Origin of the sequence: Streptomyces sp. NBC_00016 (assembly GCF_045040885.1) — a bacterium.
Lineage (GTDB): Bacteria > Actinomycetota > Actinomycetes > Streptomycetales > Streptomycetaceae > Streptomyces > Streptomyces coriariae.
Genome location: NZ_CP108304.1, coordinates 3,464,142 through 3,478,457, shown reverse-complemented (window position 1 = coordinate 3,478,457; position 14,316 = coordinate 3,464,142). Strand labels below are relative to the sequence as shown.

Genomic DNA, 14,316 nt, shown 5'->3' with positions numbered 1-14,316 from the left:
CCGCCAGGCATCCGCGACTGTCCAAGACCCATTCCGCACCGCCGATACCGCTTGGGTATCGTCGCAGCGTGGAGCTACGTACCCTGCGCTACTTCGTGGCGGTCGCCGAGGAACTCCACTTCGGCCGGGCCGCCACTCGACTGCACATGAGCCAGCCGCCGCTGAGCCGGGCGATCAAGCAGCTGGAGGCCGAGGTCGGCGCCCCGCTGTTCACCCGCTCGCCTGCCGGCGTCACGCTCACCCCGGTGGGCGCGGTACTGCTCGACGAGGCGCGGGCCCTGCTCGACCAGGCCGACCGCGTCCGCGTACGTGTGAGCGCGGCGGCCGGCGTCGCGACCCTCACCGTCGGCATCCTGGGCGACAGCACCGACCCGGGAGCGACCAGGCTGGCCGCCGCTTACCGTCGAAGGCATCCCGGCATCGACATCCGCATCCGCGACACCGACCTGACCGACCCGACCTGCGGGCTGCGCGCCGGACTGGTCGACGTCGCCCTGACCCGGGCGCCGTTCGACGAGACCTCCCTGACGGTGCGTGAGCTGCGTACCGATCCGGTGGGCGTGGTCCTGCGCGCCGACGATCCGCTGGCCCGCCGCGGCCGGCTGCAACTGGTCGACCTGGGCGAACGCCAGTGGTTCCAGTTCCCGCAGGGAACCGACCCAATCTGGCAGTCGTACTGGAACGGCGGCGTGCCGCGCGAGGGCCCAGTGGTGCGCGTCGTCCAGGAATGCCTGCAGGCCGTGCTGTGGAACGGCACGGTCGGCCTGGCCCCGCTGGGGCACGACCTGCCCGCAGAGCTGGCCGTGGTCCCGCTGATCGACATGGCGCCGAGCCGAGTGGTGGCGGCGTGGAACGAGGGTGACACCAACCCGCTGATCCGATCGTTCATCGAGATCGCGACAGCCGCGTACCGCGATGGAGAACGCCCTCGTTTCGAGGCGTAGCTGCCGCGATGCTTCAAGCCCGGAGTGAAGGGGGCCTCGTGCAGCTGAAGGTCACGCGGTGGACGCGGTACGGACATGATCGCCGGTATGCGAGTTGCCCGACGGCACCACGGTCGGTCGGGCGGACCACAGAACCGGGGCTTCCCTGTGCAGACACGCCAAATTCAGTCGTAGAGTGCTCAATGAGCACCCCCTCTAAAAACGACCTCTGAGATGTGATCCAGCACAAACAGAGCGATGCATTCGTCTTGATGCTCGGACCGGGCACGTGTTTCGCGGGCGGTGTTCTTTTGGTCCTTGGGGATTCGTCTAAGGACCGCCGGTGTGTCTGATTGACGGTTCGAGTTGCCCCGGTTCGCGCGAGTGATCATGGCCCCGTAAGCTTCCGGCGCGTCGGGCAGCCTGTGGACCTTCCTGCCCGCTAAAGCCCGACGTTGGGGCCATGATCTTCGAGGCTCACGCAAAAGTGGCTGCGTAAAGCCGCGGAGCCGACAGGAGCGCAGGCCCGGCCGGGGGCCGGGCCGCGTGCGGGGAGCGGAGCGAGCCGCCTTGAACCAGTAGAGAAACTCTGAATCATGGCCAGCTACTGATAGTGATCGTCAACGCTGGTGGGCCCGGCTCTTGGTGCACCGTGAGGTAGAACCCTGGATATGGGGAGTGAACGGCGGGAGCTGATGAAGGCGCTCGGGATGCGTCTTCCAGTTGCGACCTGACCTGTCGGGCGGCCCGACCAGTAGGGTCGTCGCCGTCCGGGCCGGCGCGGGAGCTCTGGAATACCTCGTGCTCGGTGACTCGACGCTTCTCCCCGCCGAGCAGGACGGGAAGACCACTGCCGTTACGGACCAGCGCCTGGACGAGGTCGGCAAGAGACTTCGCGGGCGGGTCGACGAACTGGTCACCGGCTCACCAGAGCATGCCGCCGCTCTGGCCGAGTACCGCGACGCCCTCTGGATCGCTGGCCCGGATCCGTGAGCGGCCGAACATGCCTCGCCGGGGCGGTGCCGCTCGACACTCTCGCGTGCGTGACGCTGTTGAGCGACGGCGCGACGCGCCTCGTCGACTCCTTCGAACTCGCCACTTGGGAAACGACGCTGACCTTCTCGACGCGTCCGGGCCGGGTGAACTGATCTGCCACGTACGGGAAGCTGGGGGAGGAGACCCTGACGGTCGCCGTTGGCCGCGGGCCAAGGCGACCGATGACGCTAAGGTCCTTCACTGGTCGCTGTGAGGGTACTCAAGCCGTCCTGAGCGGCACGACTACGGCAGGTCATCACAGAGGGCGTGAACCAGCTCTTCAAAGCCGGTGACTTCCACTTCGGCCGCTCCCAGGACTCGTCGGTCGATCTCGACCATGCGCTCTTGGGCCTCGATCGCCGCAGCGTCCGGATGCGATTCCGCCTTCAAGTGGGCGAGCTTCGCTTCGTCTTCTGTCAGGTCTCTCTGAAGGCGATTCTTTCGCTGCTCTGCTTGCTTGAGTTTGGCTTTTGCTGCCTGGCACTGTTCGTGAGGCATGGTGCTCCCTAGCCGTGTGACGTTGCTTCAGCCTTACGGGTCGGCGGTCAAGGTGCATGTCGGCTTGGCCCAAGCGGGCGTCTCGCCGGGCCGGCGTGGACGGAGGTCGGCGGCGGGCCTAGATTTCGACACAGCTCCGACACGCGCACCTGCGGCATGATGGCCCCTGGACTTCACTCCGGGGGCCTCGTCGTTTCCTGGCGTCTACCTGCGGTTTCTGCCCTGCGGCCCGGCCGCGAAGAGGCCACGGGCTCCGACATACGCCCGCTCCGAGCGGCACACGCCTGCACATACGCCAAGACCCCGTCCTCAGCGTTCGCGCTGGTGGCGGGGTCTTTGGGCACCTAATCCAAGGTGCCCCCGGCAGGATTCGAACCTGCGCACACGCCTCCGGAGGCCGCTCCGGGTCTGCATAAAGCAGCAGGTAGGGGCCTTGCCGAAGGTGGATCTGATGGCCCGAGTCCACGAATAGTCCACGGCCCGGTGAGGTCGTCTTTCATGGCGTATGCCTGCTTCAAGCTTCGAGGGCACTGTCGGAAGATAAGAGGTCATCAAACCGAGGCGGGCGGAGCAGAACCGGAGTACGAGGCTATGCGGTACCGACTCCACGAGGCATACGAACGATGGCAAGCAGCAGAGACGGCTGGAGCCTCACTGGTTGTGCTGCATGAGCTGGCGTGTATAGCCGATGCGGCCCCGGATGCGTTTTCGGGGCATACCGCCTGACTATTGTGATCCTTACGCCTCCGATCGCGCTTTTGCTATGCCCTTACTCCTCGCTCCCCGTCCCGCTGGGATCCAACGTGAGTCCTCGTGCGTCCGGCCGGCCGCCGACGCACAGGCTGAGCGTGCCAGGGAGGCCACCGTCTGGGCGGGCGGAATCCGCGGGCTACGGATCAACGTCCAATGACCTCAACAGGCCGCCACGAGGGCGGCCACAGTGAACGCGGGCACTGTGGATGGGCAGGCACATGCCGTCTGCCTCGTTGAGGTTCTGGCCCCCAGTGCCTCCACGCAAACGGCACCTTCGTCGTGGAGGGACACAGCCCGTGTGGGTGCAGTCTGCTGACGGCAGACGCTGCAGGCGTTAGTCTTATTTCTTTTTCGAGCACTCATCCACGGAAGAAATCTTGGTGACACTGAGAATCGGAATTCTTGCGACCACCCCCTTCTCTCCTACAATAATCAGCATGTCTTTTTCATGCTTGGCGGAAAGGCCGCAATAGTTTCCGCCCACATTGTCAGTCACATTGATCTTTGCAGGCTCATCGCTTTTCTGGGGGGCGTACGCCATCAGGCCTAGGGTCGCCATATAGAAAGGGACCATCACGAGCGCAAGGCGGCGGCTCGTCTTGAGTCGGCTACTGGCTACTTTTGTCGCTTTGATGGTTTCTTCTGCATACCTAGGTCCGCTCACAATGATGGCGACGGGCTGTCCTTGGGCAGCCATGGCCGCCCAAACAACACTGGCCACCGCGAGCAGCAAGGCAATTCCAGCTAGAATACCAACCAGGAGTTTGTAAGGCCAGAGGTCCTGAAGGGCAGCCAGATCAGATGCACCTCGAACAGCGGTAAGCGTCGTCAACAAGCCCGTAATTACGAGGATTGTCGCGCCCCAGCGCTCTGCTGATCGTTGGATGTCCGGCAGCCCATTGAACCGGGCCTCATCTGCCAGCCTAGCCCAGCGGATATCGTCGGGGGTTGCTGGATTGGGAGAAGGCAGAAACTCGAGTTGATCAGCTGGGACGCCGCTCAGATCGAGGTCCGACCCCCTATCTCGCGATGCACTCATGGCTGAACCTTCTGCTGAAGGAGAGTTCTTGTCATGGCGCCGCAGCCAGATTCTTCCGCTGGCCGGCCTTCGTGCTCATAGGTGCACGCGCAAAAGATGGTGTGCTCTTGCGGGGCGGCTGTCAGAGACCCGGCCGAGGATTGGCCAGTCACGTAGGAACCGGGCGTGACGATCATAGGCCTCACCGAGAGACTGCACGAGAATTCATGGCCGCAACGAGGGCAGGATCCGCTGAGAGTTGCGATTCCATTGCCCGTTACGACTTTGAACAGTCCGGCTCTGATCGCAGTCAGCAATTCGGGATACTCTACTCGCGAGTAGCCAACGGTGTTTTCTGCCATCTTGTTACACCCCAGACACGCGTTCATTTATCCACATCTCTTTCGGCCCAACTGTGTGGAACCGGCCGAGTGTTGGGTATGGTAGCGCTGGGAAGGTGTCACCAGGGACATCATTGCGAGCCCCTGAGAGGATCGAAGTGGCTGCCAGCGACCAGGCTGAGACTCTGTGGATGGATGAAGAGAGCTCGTTGACCGACGCCGTCCGGTCCGCCCTCCATGACAGCGGTCGTCAGCCAGCCGGTCTCGCGGGCCGGCTGGAGCGGGCTGCTGCCAGCCGGGGACGCCGCAGGCCCATGACGGTCAACAATCTGGCACCCGTACCTCTGAGTGACGAGGATGTACCGCTCGTCACCGTGAGTGAGCCATTGATCTCATTGGATGATCTGGTGCTCACACCACAGAGCGTCACCGCTTTGAGGGAAATCCTCAATGAACAGCGTCATGCCAGCAGACTTGCAGCCTATGGGTTGCGCCCCAGGAGTAAATTGCTGCTAGCGGGACCCAGTGGTACTGGAAAGACTCGCACTGCTGAAGCTCTAGCCTATGCACTGGGAATTCCATTGGTGAAGGTGCGGCTGTCTGCGGTCGTATCATCCTATCTAGGGCAGACTGCTCGACATTTGGAACGGATTCTTAAGTACGCCGAGAGCGGTCGATGGGTAGTGAGCTTCGACGAAATCGACATGTTCGCGGGGGAGCGTGAGGACTCCGACCATGGCGAAATGCGGCGTGTTTCCACCGTTCTTCTTCAGCAGCTAGAGGAATATAACGCGGATAATTTGGTCATAGCGACTACGAATCATGGAACGTCGCTTGACGCTGCAATGTGGCGGCGATTCGATGAAGTTCTCACTTACCGTCATCCCACCCAGGGTCAAATTGGCGCGCTCCTGGAAATAAAGCTGCGTAAGTTTACTTACAAAGTAAACAAGGAGCAAGTATCCCGCGCTCTGGCCGGGATGAGTCACGCGGAAATTGAATCAGTGTGCTTGGACGTAATGCGTAAGTCGGTCCTGGCTGGCGCTAAGTTGATTTCAACAGAAGATATAGTGAGTAGCGCTGCTGCCCGGAAGAAGAGGTACAAGGAGGCAGGAAAATCTCAGGCCTGATTCCGCTTCCAATCTTCGAGTCCGCTGCGCTTCCACATCTGGAGATCGATCGAACCGCAGTTGAAGGAGCTAGACGCAAGGCGCAAAAGCGGGGTTCTGGGCGCCGCTTCGACGACCGGAAGAAGCATGGCGACGACATTCATGGCGATCTCGACTTCGTGTTCCATGAACTACAACAGCGCGAGCCTGCTCTCGGCATCGATCCTCGACTGATCCTTGTAGTTGAGATCGGTGCTGAAACGGTTGGTCCGACTGATGAAGCCGACTGGAGCCGATCTGGCTTGCGGATTGTTGAAGCAAGAGAGGCTAGCCGTGTAGTTGCCTTTAGTGATGACCCTCAGATGACGGAGTTCTTGCGCCGCCTCGATGTCTACTCGAAGGGTCCGCAAAAGGATGCTAAGACAGCCACTTACGAGGCCTTCTTCGATAACATAGCCAGTGTGCGACCATATGGGCGGGCCGATAGGGTCGGTTCATCGCTTGATGTTCGGCTCGCGCAATTAGAAGAAGATCAGAGCGCGAAGCTGACAGTTGATATTGAAGTATGGCATCCGGGAGATCAAGAAAAGGCCGATAGTTGGGTCGGTGCGATCGATGGCGCTCTAGTAGATCTTGGCGTAGAAGTACACGACTCGTTTTCGAGTCCAGCTGCGGGTGTTTCTCTGCTGAGAGCCACGGCGCCGGTAGAGATCATCTCGCGGCTGTTGGATGTCGATCTGATTGCCAAGGTCGATACTTTGGCAGACGGAAATACTGGTCACTTGAGCCCTGCCGATGTCAACCTGGAACAGGTGGCAGATCTTCCTATTGCGCCGATAGATGCCCCCGTTGTGGGTCTCATTGATAGTGGAGTTCAGTCCGAGCACCCGCTTCTGCGTGGCTGCATCGTAGATGCGACGACAGTTAGTGGTTCTTTCGATGACGGTGCTGACAGGCACGGGCATGGCACTAACATTGCTAGCATCTTGCTTCGTGGATCCATTGAGGAACAGCTAGCGTCTGGCGAGTGGGAGATTCCTCCCTGTCGTATTCTTTCAGTTCGCGTACTGGACGCTGACAACAGGATGCCTCACAGCAGACTGCCTCAGTCCGAAATCACGGACGCCGTCGCATACCTTTCATCCCAGGGTGTCAAGGTGATCAATCTGAGCCTTGGTGACGAAGATGGGGTCATGGCAGGTGAACGGGCGCCAACGCTTGCCGCGGTCTTGGATAGCTTGGCACGTAAGTTTGGCGTGGTCTTCATTGTGCCGACTGGTAACGTCATCCCAGCGGAGTATTCGGGCGTGCTCGATGAAAAATTCCGCAGTGACTACCCATACCGCTTGCTCGAGAGTCCCAATGGTGGGCTCCTGGATCCTGCGCCGGCGGCTCTCGCGCTAACCGTCGGTGGTGCGGTTCCTTCTCTTAGGCCAGCGCCGCTCGGGAAGGCCCCTGTTGGTCAACCGGGTTGGCCGTCCCCGTTTTCGCGGATCGGTCCAGGAATCAACGGTGCGATCAAGCCCGAGGTTAACGCGCCGGCCGGAACACTCGGTCAAGGTATCGACGGTAATGACCTACAGCGTGAAGACGCTTTTATGATTGCTGTTGCCGATGGACGGCTTGACAGCCAGGCTGTGGTTTCCTACGACGTAGGCACAAGCCTGGCCGCACCCCATGTTGCACGCGCCTGCGCTGTTGTGCAGGAAGCCTACCCAGAAGCGTCGTCAAATCTGATCAGGGCCTTAGTTCTGCAGTCCGTGACGGGTGGGGTTTCGCCGTTGCAGGATGCCGACGGCACGTCTGATGGCGCGCGGGATAGCCAGAGGCTCCGGCTGTCCGGATACGGCCAAGTATCGGAGGAGCGCAGCGTTCTCAGCGGCGACAGGGACACGGTTCTATTCGCCGAAGAAATAATTCCGCTTGATTCGGTGCATATCTACACGGTGCCCATTCCAGAGGCGTTCTTTGCTTCAGGTCGTGAAAAGCGAGGCATCACTATTTCCCTCTGCTACGATCCGCCCGTGCGGGCTCGCCGGATGGATTACCTGGGATCCCGAATGCAGTTCGAACTGCTGCGTGGTGTTAGTCCGAGTGCGACGATTGACCTGCTGCTGGCCGAGGAAAAGGAAGCCCGGAAGGCAAGGAAGCAGATTGGGAAAAATCTGCCGACACTGTCAAGTCTTCCCGATAGGCAAAGAATTCCGTTGAAGCCTAGCCGAACTGCAAGATCGGCTGGCGCCAACCAGGTTGGTCAACTCGTGTGGCGATCTGCCTTGAAAAAATTCAATGAGAATTCTTCGGAATTTGTCCTAGCTGTGCAGAATGTAAACAGATGGGATTCAGCTACCAGGAAGCAGCCGTACGCCATCGCTGTCCGCCTGTGGGTGGGAGACGACTTGCCTCCCGTATACGCGGATCTTCGCACGAAGATCCGAACAATGAAGGCGCAGGCTGCGGTGCGCGCTCAAGCGCGCGGCTAGCACCCAAAGGTCGGGCGGAGCCTCAATGGTCGTGTCAGCCCACTCGAGCAATCTTGAAAACCGTCGTGGCGCAAGTCACCGTGGATTCCAAATCCCACGCCCACCGCACGTGTCGAAGGCCCTTGACCAGGTAAATCGGTCAGGGGCCTTCGTGGCGCGCGCTCACCGCAGCTGCCCGTCGTTCCCCGGTGCTTCCCCCGCGATCTGAGTGACCTCTTCGTCCCGAAGCAACTCGGGCGGGAGCGCTGCCTTGGGCTGGCTGCCGTGACCGCGGACGGCTAGGCCATGCTCGGTGCACTCGACTGGAGGCAGATGTGCTCGTAGCGCGCAGTCTGAACCTCAACCGACGACCGTCAACCACGGCGGCGGGCCAGCCAGAACGACTAGGCGCGCGTATGCCTCGCTGTAGACCCACCTGCCTCAACCACGCTGCTGGTGCAGTCCACCACCGCAAGCAGTTTGCGGCCGGCCCGTATGAGCGATGCGGGGCCTGCGGAGGGGTTGGGAAGGTCATCCTCGCGAGCCCAGTCGTTTCTGTTCCTCGCGTATTTTCCCGATGGCTCGATGAATGACTGAGAGATTTTCGCCGACCACTTGTACCTCAAAAACGTTTTTGCGCTTGAGTCGCTTTACAGATTGCAGTGAGAGCCTGCTTTGTTGTCCGATTATGCTGGTGATCCATTCGGGGCTTGGCGCTGCGACGACTCGAAAGTTGAACCTTGCGGGTACAGGGAAGGCTGTCGGCCAATTAGTGCCTGGCGGTTCATCTTCGAACCGATCGTCTGCCATGGGGGCTCGCACGTCATTACCGGGCACGGGAACTCCCTAAAGGATTGGCTACATGTCTGACAATGTGGCAGCGAGGAGAATGACCACTTCCGCAAGGAGAAGCAGGGCCCCTACTTCGAACAGCTTGGACCGCAACCTTAGGACCTCATTGTTTCGGTCTATGCAGGACTTCAACTTGTTTATTAGTGCAGGTGATATGGGACTGCTCCAAGTGTCCGTATAGCGCGGATCGAGAATATCGGCAAGCGTTGGGCCGAAGTAGAATATGACCGGCCAAGATATCCGAATCGCCACATATCCGATCGCAACCAGAACCACCAGGAGCGAAATCGCTGCCCACTCTGGGAGAGTTCGCCCACGTGACGGGTCTGTCACTACGAGTCCGACAGTTGACGCGAAAGTCGCTACGAGAGCCGCGATCGTAAGCAAAGTGACGGCCCTATTGCGCAAGTTGGCAAGGGTGGCATCCTGCTTCGCGAGGAATCCCAGGGCGGCATCATATGCCAAATGGAGGCGCTCCGGGTCTTTCCCCGGTGCCATATCGCTGGCATCTGAGACATCGCCGGTCTTGAGGCCGCTCTTTGATGCATCGGGTGAGTCGTCCATGGCCCTACGCTCCGTCGGGAAGGTGAATGAAGCTAGCCCGGGCCTTTAACTATCATTGTCTCTCTGTGAGGTGGAGTCCGCCACTCGAGAGACCACCGCTCCATTGCTCTTGCTGTAGGTGTATTTTCCCCGGATCGTTGGCGGCAGTGTGGTCGATGCAGCAACGTTGGCAGGTCCTGTTTGGTGCGCGTGGCCCGGCCCCCGGCCGGGCTGTAGCGGGGCGGAGACAGGAGCGCAGGCCCGGCCGGGGGCCGGGCCACGCGCGGGGAGCGCAGCGAGCCGCCTTGAACCAGTAGAGAAAGTTTGAATCATGGTCCGGCTGCTGGTGTCTTCCCGGGTGAGCAAGTCAGGCAGCGGCGGGCCTAGAGCGAAGATGGTTGCGTGCTCCCATCTCGACTGCTGTGGCGTGACCCCAGACCCATCCCTAGGTTCAACCGGCAGGAGCCCGTGACGCAGATTGTGTGTGATCCGGACTTCTATGATCCGGTAGACGAGGACGACTGCTCAGCGTTCTCGTACTTCTGTCAAGCCCATGACCGCTTCTACTGGTACGACGGCTGTGGCGAAGGGGCGCACCTCATCGCCCTGCACTGCGAACGACATGGGGCCGAGAACATGTGGCCTCAGCCCCTCATGATGGCGTCCCCCGACGGGTTCTCTCCTCTGCTCAGTGACGAGCAACTGGCCTGGGTGCGATTGGAAGAGGACGCTTCCTGAGGCCTGCGGGACGGATGGACCTCGGTGCATCGGGAGACCGCTGCGCCGTGGTGTAGAACCTGGGTATGGGGAGTGAGCGACGAGAGCTGATGAAGACGCTTGGGGCGCGTCTGCGAGGTCTTCGTATGGAGGCTGGCCTGACGGGTGCCGTCCTTGCGCAACGTGCTGGCGTGGGGCAGCCGACCGTGTCCAAGGTAGAGAACGGACGCATGGTTCCCAGCCTCGACGTCCTGGGCCGCTTGTCGCTCGCTCTTGACCTCGACGAGCCAACCTCTCGTGAGGTGCGTGACCTTCTGGTCGCCGTGGAAGTCGCGCCGGACACAGTCGAGGCGTCCAGCGAGGAGGCTCCTGCTGGGGCAGTCCTCGACGCCGCGGTGCGGTCTGCTCGGCTGGTTCGCTCGTTCCAGTGCGTTGTTCTGCCGGCCATGCTTCAGGGTGCGGAGTACGCCCGGCACGTCTTCGCGAGCGCGCCGAACTCGACGCATGAGGCGGTCGGTCGGGCTGTCGCTGCGCGCGTCGAGCGGCAAAGCCTCTTGTACGAGCCGGGGCGGGAGTCGGCGTTCGTGCTGACGGAAGCCGTGTTGCGGACGTGGCCGGGGAACCCCTCGCTGATGCTCGCCCAGTTCGACCGGCTCCTGGCCGTCGAGAGTCTCAGCACTGTGCGCCTCGGGGTGATCCCCTGGCGGCGAGCGGTGCCGGTCATGCCTCGTCACGGATTCACTTTGTGTGACCAGCGGGCGGTCGTTGTCGAGTCCTTCCGTGGTGAGCGGGTCTTGGACGACTCCGACGAGGTCGCCGCCTACGAGGAGACCTTCCGGCGCTTCGAAGAGGCTGCGATCTTTGGCCATGAGGCACGAGAGCTCCTGCTCCGGGTGATGCAGGAGTTCCGGGAGATGGAAGACTTCGCCACCCGTTAGAGGAATAATTCCTCAAGATGCCTGGCTCATCGGTCACGCATGGGAATACTCTGCTCGCTGTGTCGTCTAGCCCCCTAGACGAGGAGGAGTGTTTCCATGTCCCAAAGTTGGTGCCGCATGTTTCCCGGCTTGGCCTGGCAGGTGGCGCAGGCCCGTCACTTCGTCGCCGCCCTGCTTGAGGAAGAGGCTTCAGACCTCGTCGACGACGCCGTCCTGGTCGTCGGAGAGCTGGCGGCCAATGCCGTCCGACACACGCGGAGTGGCTGGTACCGCGGATGGTTCCTCGTGGTCGTCCACTTCCGCGACGACCTGGTCCGCGTCGAAGTCGTCGACCAGGGCGGCGACGAGGAGCCCCGGGTTCGAAGTGTGGCCAGAGGTGTGGAAGAGGATGGCCGCGGGCTGATGATGATTGCTGCCTGTGCCAAAGACTGGGGAGTGAAGGACCGACCCTCTGGCGCGCGCTGCGTCTGGGCCGAGCTGGCGCGGAACGGCTCGTGAGGGGCTCATGCGCGGCGGTGATCCGTAGCTGTCTCGTAGGTAGTGGCGGGTGAGCCCTCGGGGGGTGCCTCGCCGGAGGTCCGGCTTCTATGTGATCGGTGTTCATTCGGGCAGGCGACTCCCGCCCATTCCGTCTAGGGCCCTAGACTCCTGGGTACTTCTAGGAGGTGTGGTCATGTCGGACGAGTTGCAGCGGATCATGGCGATTGATGATCCGTACCTGCTCCTGCGTGAGGTCACGACGCGGTTGGCCGACGCGCAGCAGGAGGTGACCGAACTCGCCCGGCTCCGCCGTCGTGTGGTTCAGGACCTTCACTCGCAAGGACTGTCGTACGCGCAGATCGCCGAAAAGGCCGGCCTGAGCCGTGGGCGGATTCATCAGATCCGGCATACGGGCCCGGCGCCTGAGGGCGCATTCCTCGGTGCGGGTGCCGTGACGGTCGTGACTCCTCTGCGGTGGGATGACGAGAAGAAGCGCACGGTCGTCGCCATGGCTGACGTCAACTCCGGGAAGCGCCTAGAGGAGCTGGCCAAGTCGTACGGGCTCGACGTTAGCGCCGGCAACGTGCTCGTGAGCGGTGAGGTCGACCTCAACCGTGACGGCCTGGTCGTCGTCTGCGGGCCAGGCATGTCCCAGGACATGAGCGACCTCTACGCCCAGGACCCGGTACTCAGCTGGGAACACCCCGATGGCGAACCGTGGGCGCTGGTGGACCGTCGTACCGGCACGGCGCACCGCGCGGGACAGGACACCGACTCGAAGCGCCCGTACGACGTCGGATACCTCGGCCGGTTGGCTCGCCCGGACGGCAACGGCTCTGTGCTCGCCATCGCCGGTATTCACACCGAGGGCTCCCTCGGAGTCGTCCACCTGCTCGCTTCAGACCTGATCACGCTGTGGGGCCAGGTGGGAGAGCATCGCTTCTCCACGCTGGTGGGGGTCGAGTACGACCCCGAGACAGGTGAACCGCAGTCCGTCGAACTGCTCACCCCGCTCTACCGGCACGACGAGGAGACGACGGCGTGAACATCGCCCTCGCCTCACTGCCTGCCGAACCGGGACGGGAAAACGAGGACTTCGCCGCCGCGGCTGCCGGGGCGGCTGTTCTCCTGGACGGGGCCGGCGTGGCCGGGGCGGAGACCGGGTGCACGCACGGCATCGCCTGGTTCTCCTCGACGCTGGGCGGGCTGCTGCTGAGCGCCATCACCGCGCACCCCGCCCGGTCGCTCGTCGACTGCCTGGCCGACTCGATTCGGGTCGTTCGGTCCTTGCACGAGGGCAGTTGCGACCTGACCTATCGGGCCAGTCCGACAAGTACGGTCGTCGCCGTCCGGGCCAGCGCGGGAGCTCTGGACTACCTCGTGCTCGGCGACTCGACCCTCCTCCTCGCCGACCAGGACGGGAAGACGACCGCCGTCACCGACCAGCGCCTGGACGAGGTCGGCAAACGACTTCGCGGGCCGGTCGACCAACTGCCCACCGGCTCACCCGAACACGCTGCCGCTCTGGCGCTGTACCGCGACGCCCTGACGGGGCTCCGCAACCGGCCGGGTGGCTTCTGGATCGCCGGGCCGGATCCGCAAGCGGCCGAACATGCCCTTTCCGGGGCGGTACCGCTGGAGTCACTGGCGTCCGTGACGCTGCTGAGCGATGGTGCGACGCGCCTCGTCGACTCCTTCGAACTTGCCACTTGGGGAGGAATGTTGACTGTTCTCAGCTCGACTGGGCCGGATGAACTGATCCGCCAGGTACGCGCGGCAGAAGCTGACGATTCTGAGGGGCAGCGCTGGCCGCGCGGCAAGGCGCGCGACGACGCCACGGTCCTGCATTGGGCGCTGTCGTAGGCCTGGCGACGTCACGCGGACGCGAGGTTGCATGCCGGGGAGGTCAGGTCTGGGATCGGTCTCCAGTGGTCTCAGACGTCACTGTCCTCGACTCCGCCTCGCAGCCCCCAGTCGTCAAGGCCTGAGTAGATCAACGCAGTGCGAGCCGGGGGGAAGGACAGGGATGTGGCTTCGCCCATGTAGACCGCTACCAACGAGTCGGCTCCTCGCCACCACGTATCCGCCAACCCCTTCACCTCTCTCACCGGCTCGTAAGCGTCAAGCGCGATGCTGTCGACGTCGTCGCCGGTGACCCTGGTGATCTGCTTCGCCCACATGGACGCATGGTGGGTGAGTGCAAGCGACTCCACCCATCCCTCGACGGTCGCGTGCAGGGGCGTCCACTGATGTGCGTGGATGCCGAACTCGTCGGCTGGCCCGATCATGAACGAGTAGGGGACTGCGCTTCGCTGATCCCCTGCCTCGAATGACCACCCCCCAGAGGGAGAGCATTCCGGCACGTCAGGGTGGAAGTACCTGGGGCCCCCGTCGTACTGCGGTGCCGGCGGCAAGACGAGACCGCCCCATCGTTGCTGGTAGGCAGCCATTCGGTCGATCACCGCTGCCGGTATGTCCCGCTCAAGCCACCAACGCCTGTCGATCGACTGGGTGTCGACCTTGATGCCGTGACAGCTGACAAAGCTCCGGGCCCTGCGAGTCAGCCGACCGGGAACGTCGCTGTGGAGAGGGAGAGTCACTAGGCGGACGCTACCCCGTGCGGCTGGGCGAAGCACCGGGGAATCAG

At 62.5% G+C, this 14,316-nt stretch carries 13 protein-coding genes and 1 pseudogene; 9 read left to right on the top strand and 5 right to left on the bottom strand.

Annotated elements, in window-relative coordinates:
- Positions 1–68 precede the first annotated feature (68 nt).
- Both OG933_RS15215 and OG933_RS15210 read left to right on the top strand, forming a co-directional pair.
- Positions 69–944, top strand: a complete 876-nt coding sequence (locus tag OG933_RS15215; protein ID WP_405627469.1) for a LysR family transcriptional regulator — start codon at positions 69–71, stop codon at positions 942–944.
- A 700-nt stretch (positions 945–1,644) separates the two neighbouring features.
- Positions 1,645–2,172, top strand: a pseudogene (locus OG933_RS15210) (integrase); the annotation flags it as partial.
- Positions 2,173–2,201: 29 nt separating this feature from the next.
- Here OG933_RS15210 and OG933_RS15205 read toward each other — a convergent pair.
- Positions 2,202–2,456, bottom strand: coding sequence for a hypothetical protein (locus OG933_RS15205; RefSeq protein WP_362526151.1), 255 nt, complete (start codon positions 2,454–2,456; stop codon positions 2,202–2,204).
- Between the two features lie 1,093 nt (positions 2,457–3,549).
- Positions 3,550–4,248: a hypothetical protein gene (locus OG933_RS15200; RefSeq protein WP_405627468.1), complete on the bottom strand. Its 699-nt coding sequence runs from the start codon at positions 4,246–4,248 to the stop codon at positions 3,550–3,552.
- A 511-nt stretch (positions 4,249–4,759) separates the two neighbouring features.
- On the opposite strand from OG933_RS15200, the gene OG933_RS15195 reads away from it, so the two are divergent.
- Positions 4,760–5,698: an AAA family ATPase gene (locus tag OG933_RS15195; RefSeq protein WP_405627466.1), complete on the top strand. Its 939-nt coding sequence runs from the start codon at positions 4,760–4,762 to the stop codon at positions 5,696–5,698.
- Here the strand turns inward: OG933_RS15195 and OG933_RS15190 are convergent.
- Positions 5,689–5,865 (bottom strand): hypothetical protein, encoded by a 177-nt coding sequence (locus OG933_RS15190; RefSeq protein WP_405627465.1) that lies wholly within the window; start codon positions 5,863–5,865, stop codon positions 5,689–5,691. The genes OG933_RS15195 and OG933_RS15190 overlap by 10 nt on opposite strands.
- Here OG933_RS15190 and OG933_RS15185 point away from each other — a divergent pair.
- On the top strand, positions 5,857–8,160 hold the full coding sequence (locus OG933_RS15185; protein WP_405627463.1) for a S8 family peptidase: 2,304 nt from the start codon (positions 5,857–5,859) through the stop codon (positions 8,158–8,160). The genes OG933_RS15190 and OG933_RS15185 overlap by 9 nt on opposite strands.
- A gap of 837 nt (positions 8,161–8,997) precedes the next feature.
- Here the strand turns inward: OG933_RS15185 and OG933_RS15180 are convergent.
- The gene (locus OG933_RS15180) at positions 8,998–9,555 is read right to left on the bottom strand and encodes a hypothetical protein (protein WP_405627461.1); all 558 of its coding nucleotides are present in this window, start codon (positions 9,553–9,555) and stop codon (positions 8,998–9,000) included.
- Between the two features lie 447 nt (positions 9,556–10,002).
- Here OG933_RS15180 and OG933_RS15175 point away from each other — a divergent pair, with 447 nt between their 5' ends.
- The 5 genes from OG933_RS15175 (at position 10,003) to OG933_RS15155 (ending at position 13,532) form a co-directional block, all read left to right on the top strand.
- Positions 10,003–10,272 (top strand): hypothetical protein, encoded by a 270-nt coding sequence (locus tag OG933_RS15175; protein ID WP_405627460.1) that lies wholly within the window; start codon positions 10,003–10,005, stop codon positions 10,270–10,272.
- A gap of 65 nt (positions 10,273–10,337) precedes the next feature.
- The gene (locus tag OG933_RS15170) at positions 10,338–11,189 is read left to right on the top strand and encodes a helix-turn-helix domain-containing protein (protein WP_405627458.1); all 852 of its coding nucleotides are present in this window, start codon (positions 10,338–10,340) and stop codon (positions 11,187–11,189) included.
- 96 nt (positions 11,190–11,285) lie between these two features.
- On the top strand, positions 11,286–11,687 hold the full coding sequence (locus tag OG933_RS15165) for an ATP-binding protein (RefSeq protein ID WP_394639617.1): 402 nt from the start codon (positions 11,286–11,288) through the stop codon (positions 11,685–11,687).
- Positions 11,688–11,862: 175 nt separating this feature from the next.
- Positions 11,863–12,714, top strand: a complete 852-nt coding sequence (locus OG933_RS15160) for a sigma factor-like helix-turn-helix DNA-binding protein (RefSeq protein WP_405627457.1) — start codon at positions 11,863–11,865, stop codon at positions 12,712–12,714.
- Positions 12,711–13,532, top strand: a complete 822-nt coding sequence (locus OG933_RS15155; protein ID WP_405627455.1) for an integrase — start codon at positions 12,711–12,713, stop codon at positions 13,530–13,532. Before OG933_RS15160 ends, OG933_RS15155 begins: the two co-directional genes overlap by 4 nt.
- Positions 13,533–13,603: 71 nt before the next feature.
- Here the strand turns inward: OG933_RS15155 and OG933_RS15150 are convergent, their stop codons facing one another.
- Entirely contained in the window at positions 13,604–14,269 is a 666-nt protein-coding gene (locus OG933_RS15150) for a hypothetical protein (RefSeq protein WP_405627453.1), read from the bottom strand.
- Between the last annotated feature and the right edge of the window lie 47 nt (positions 14,270–14,316).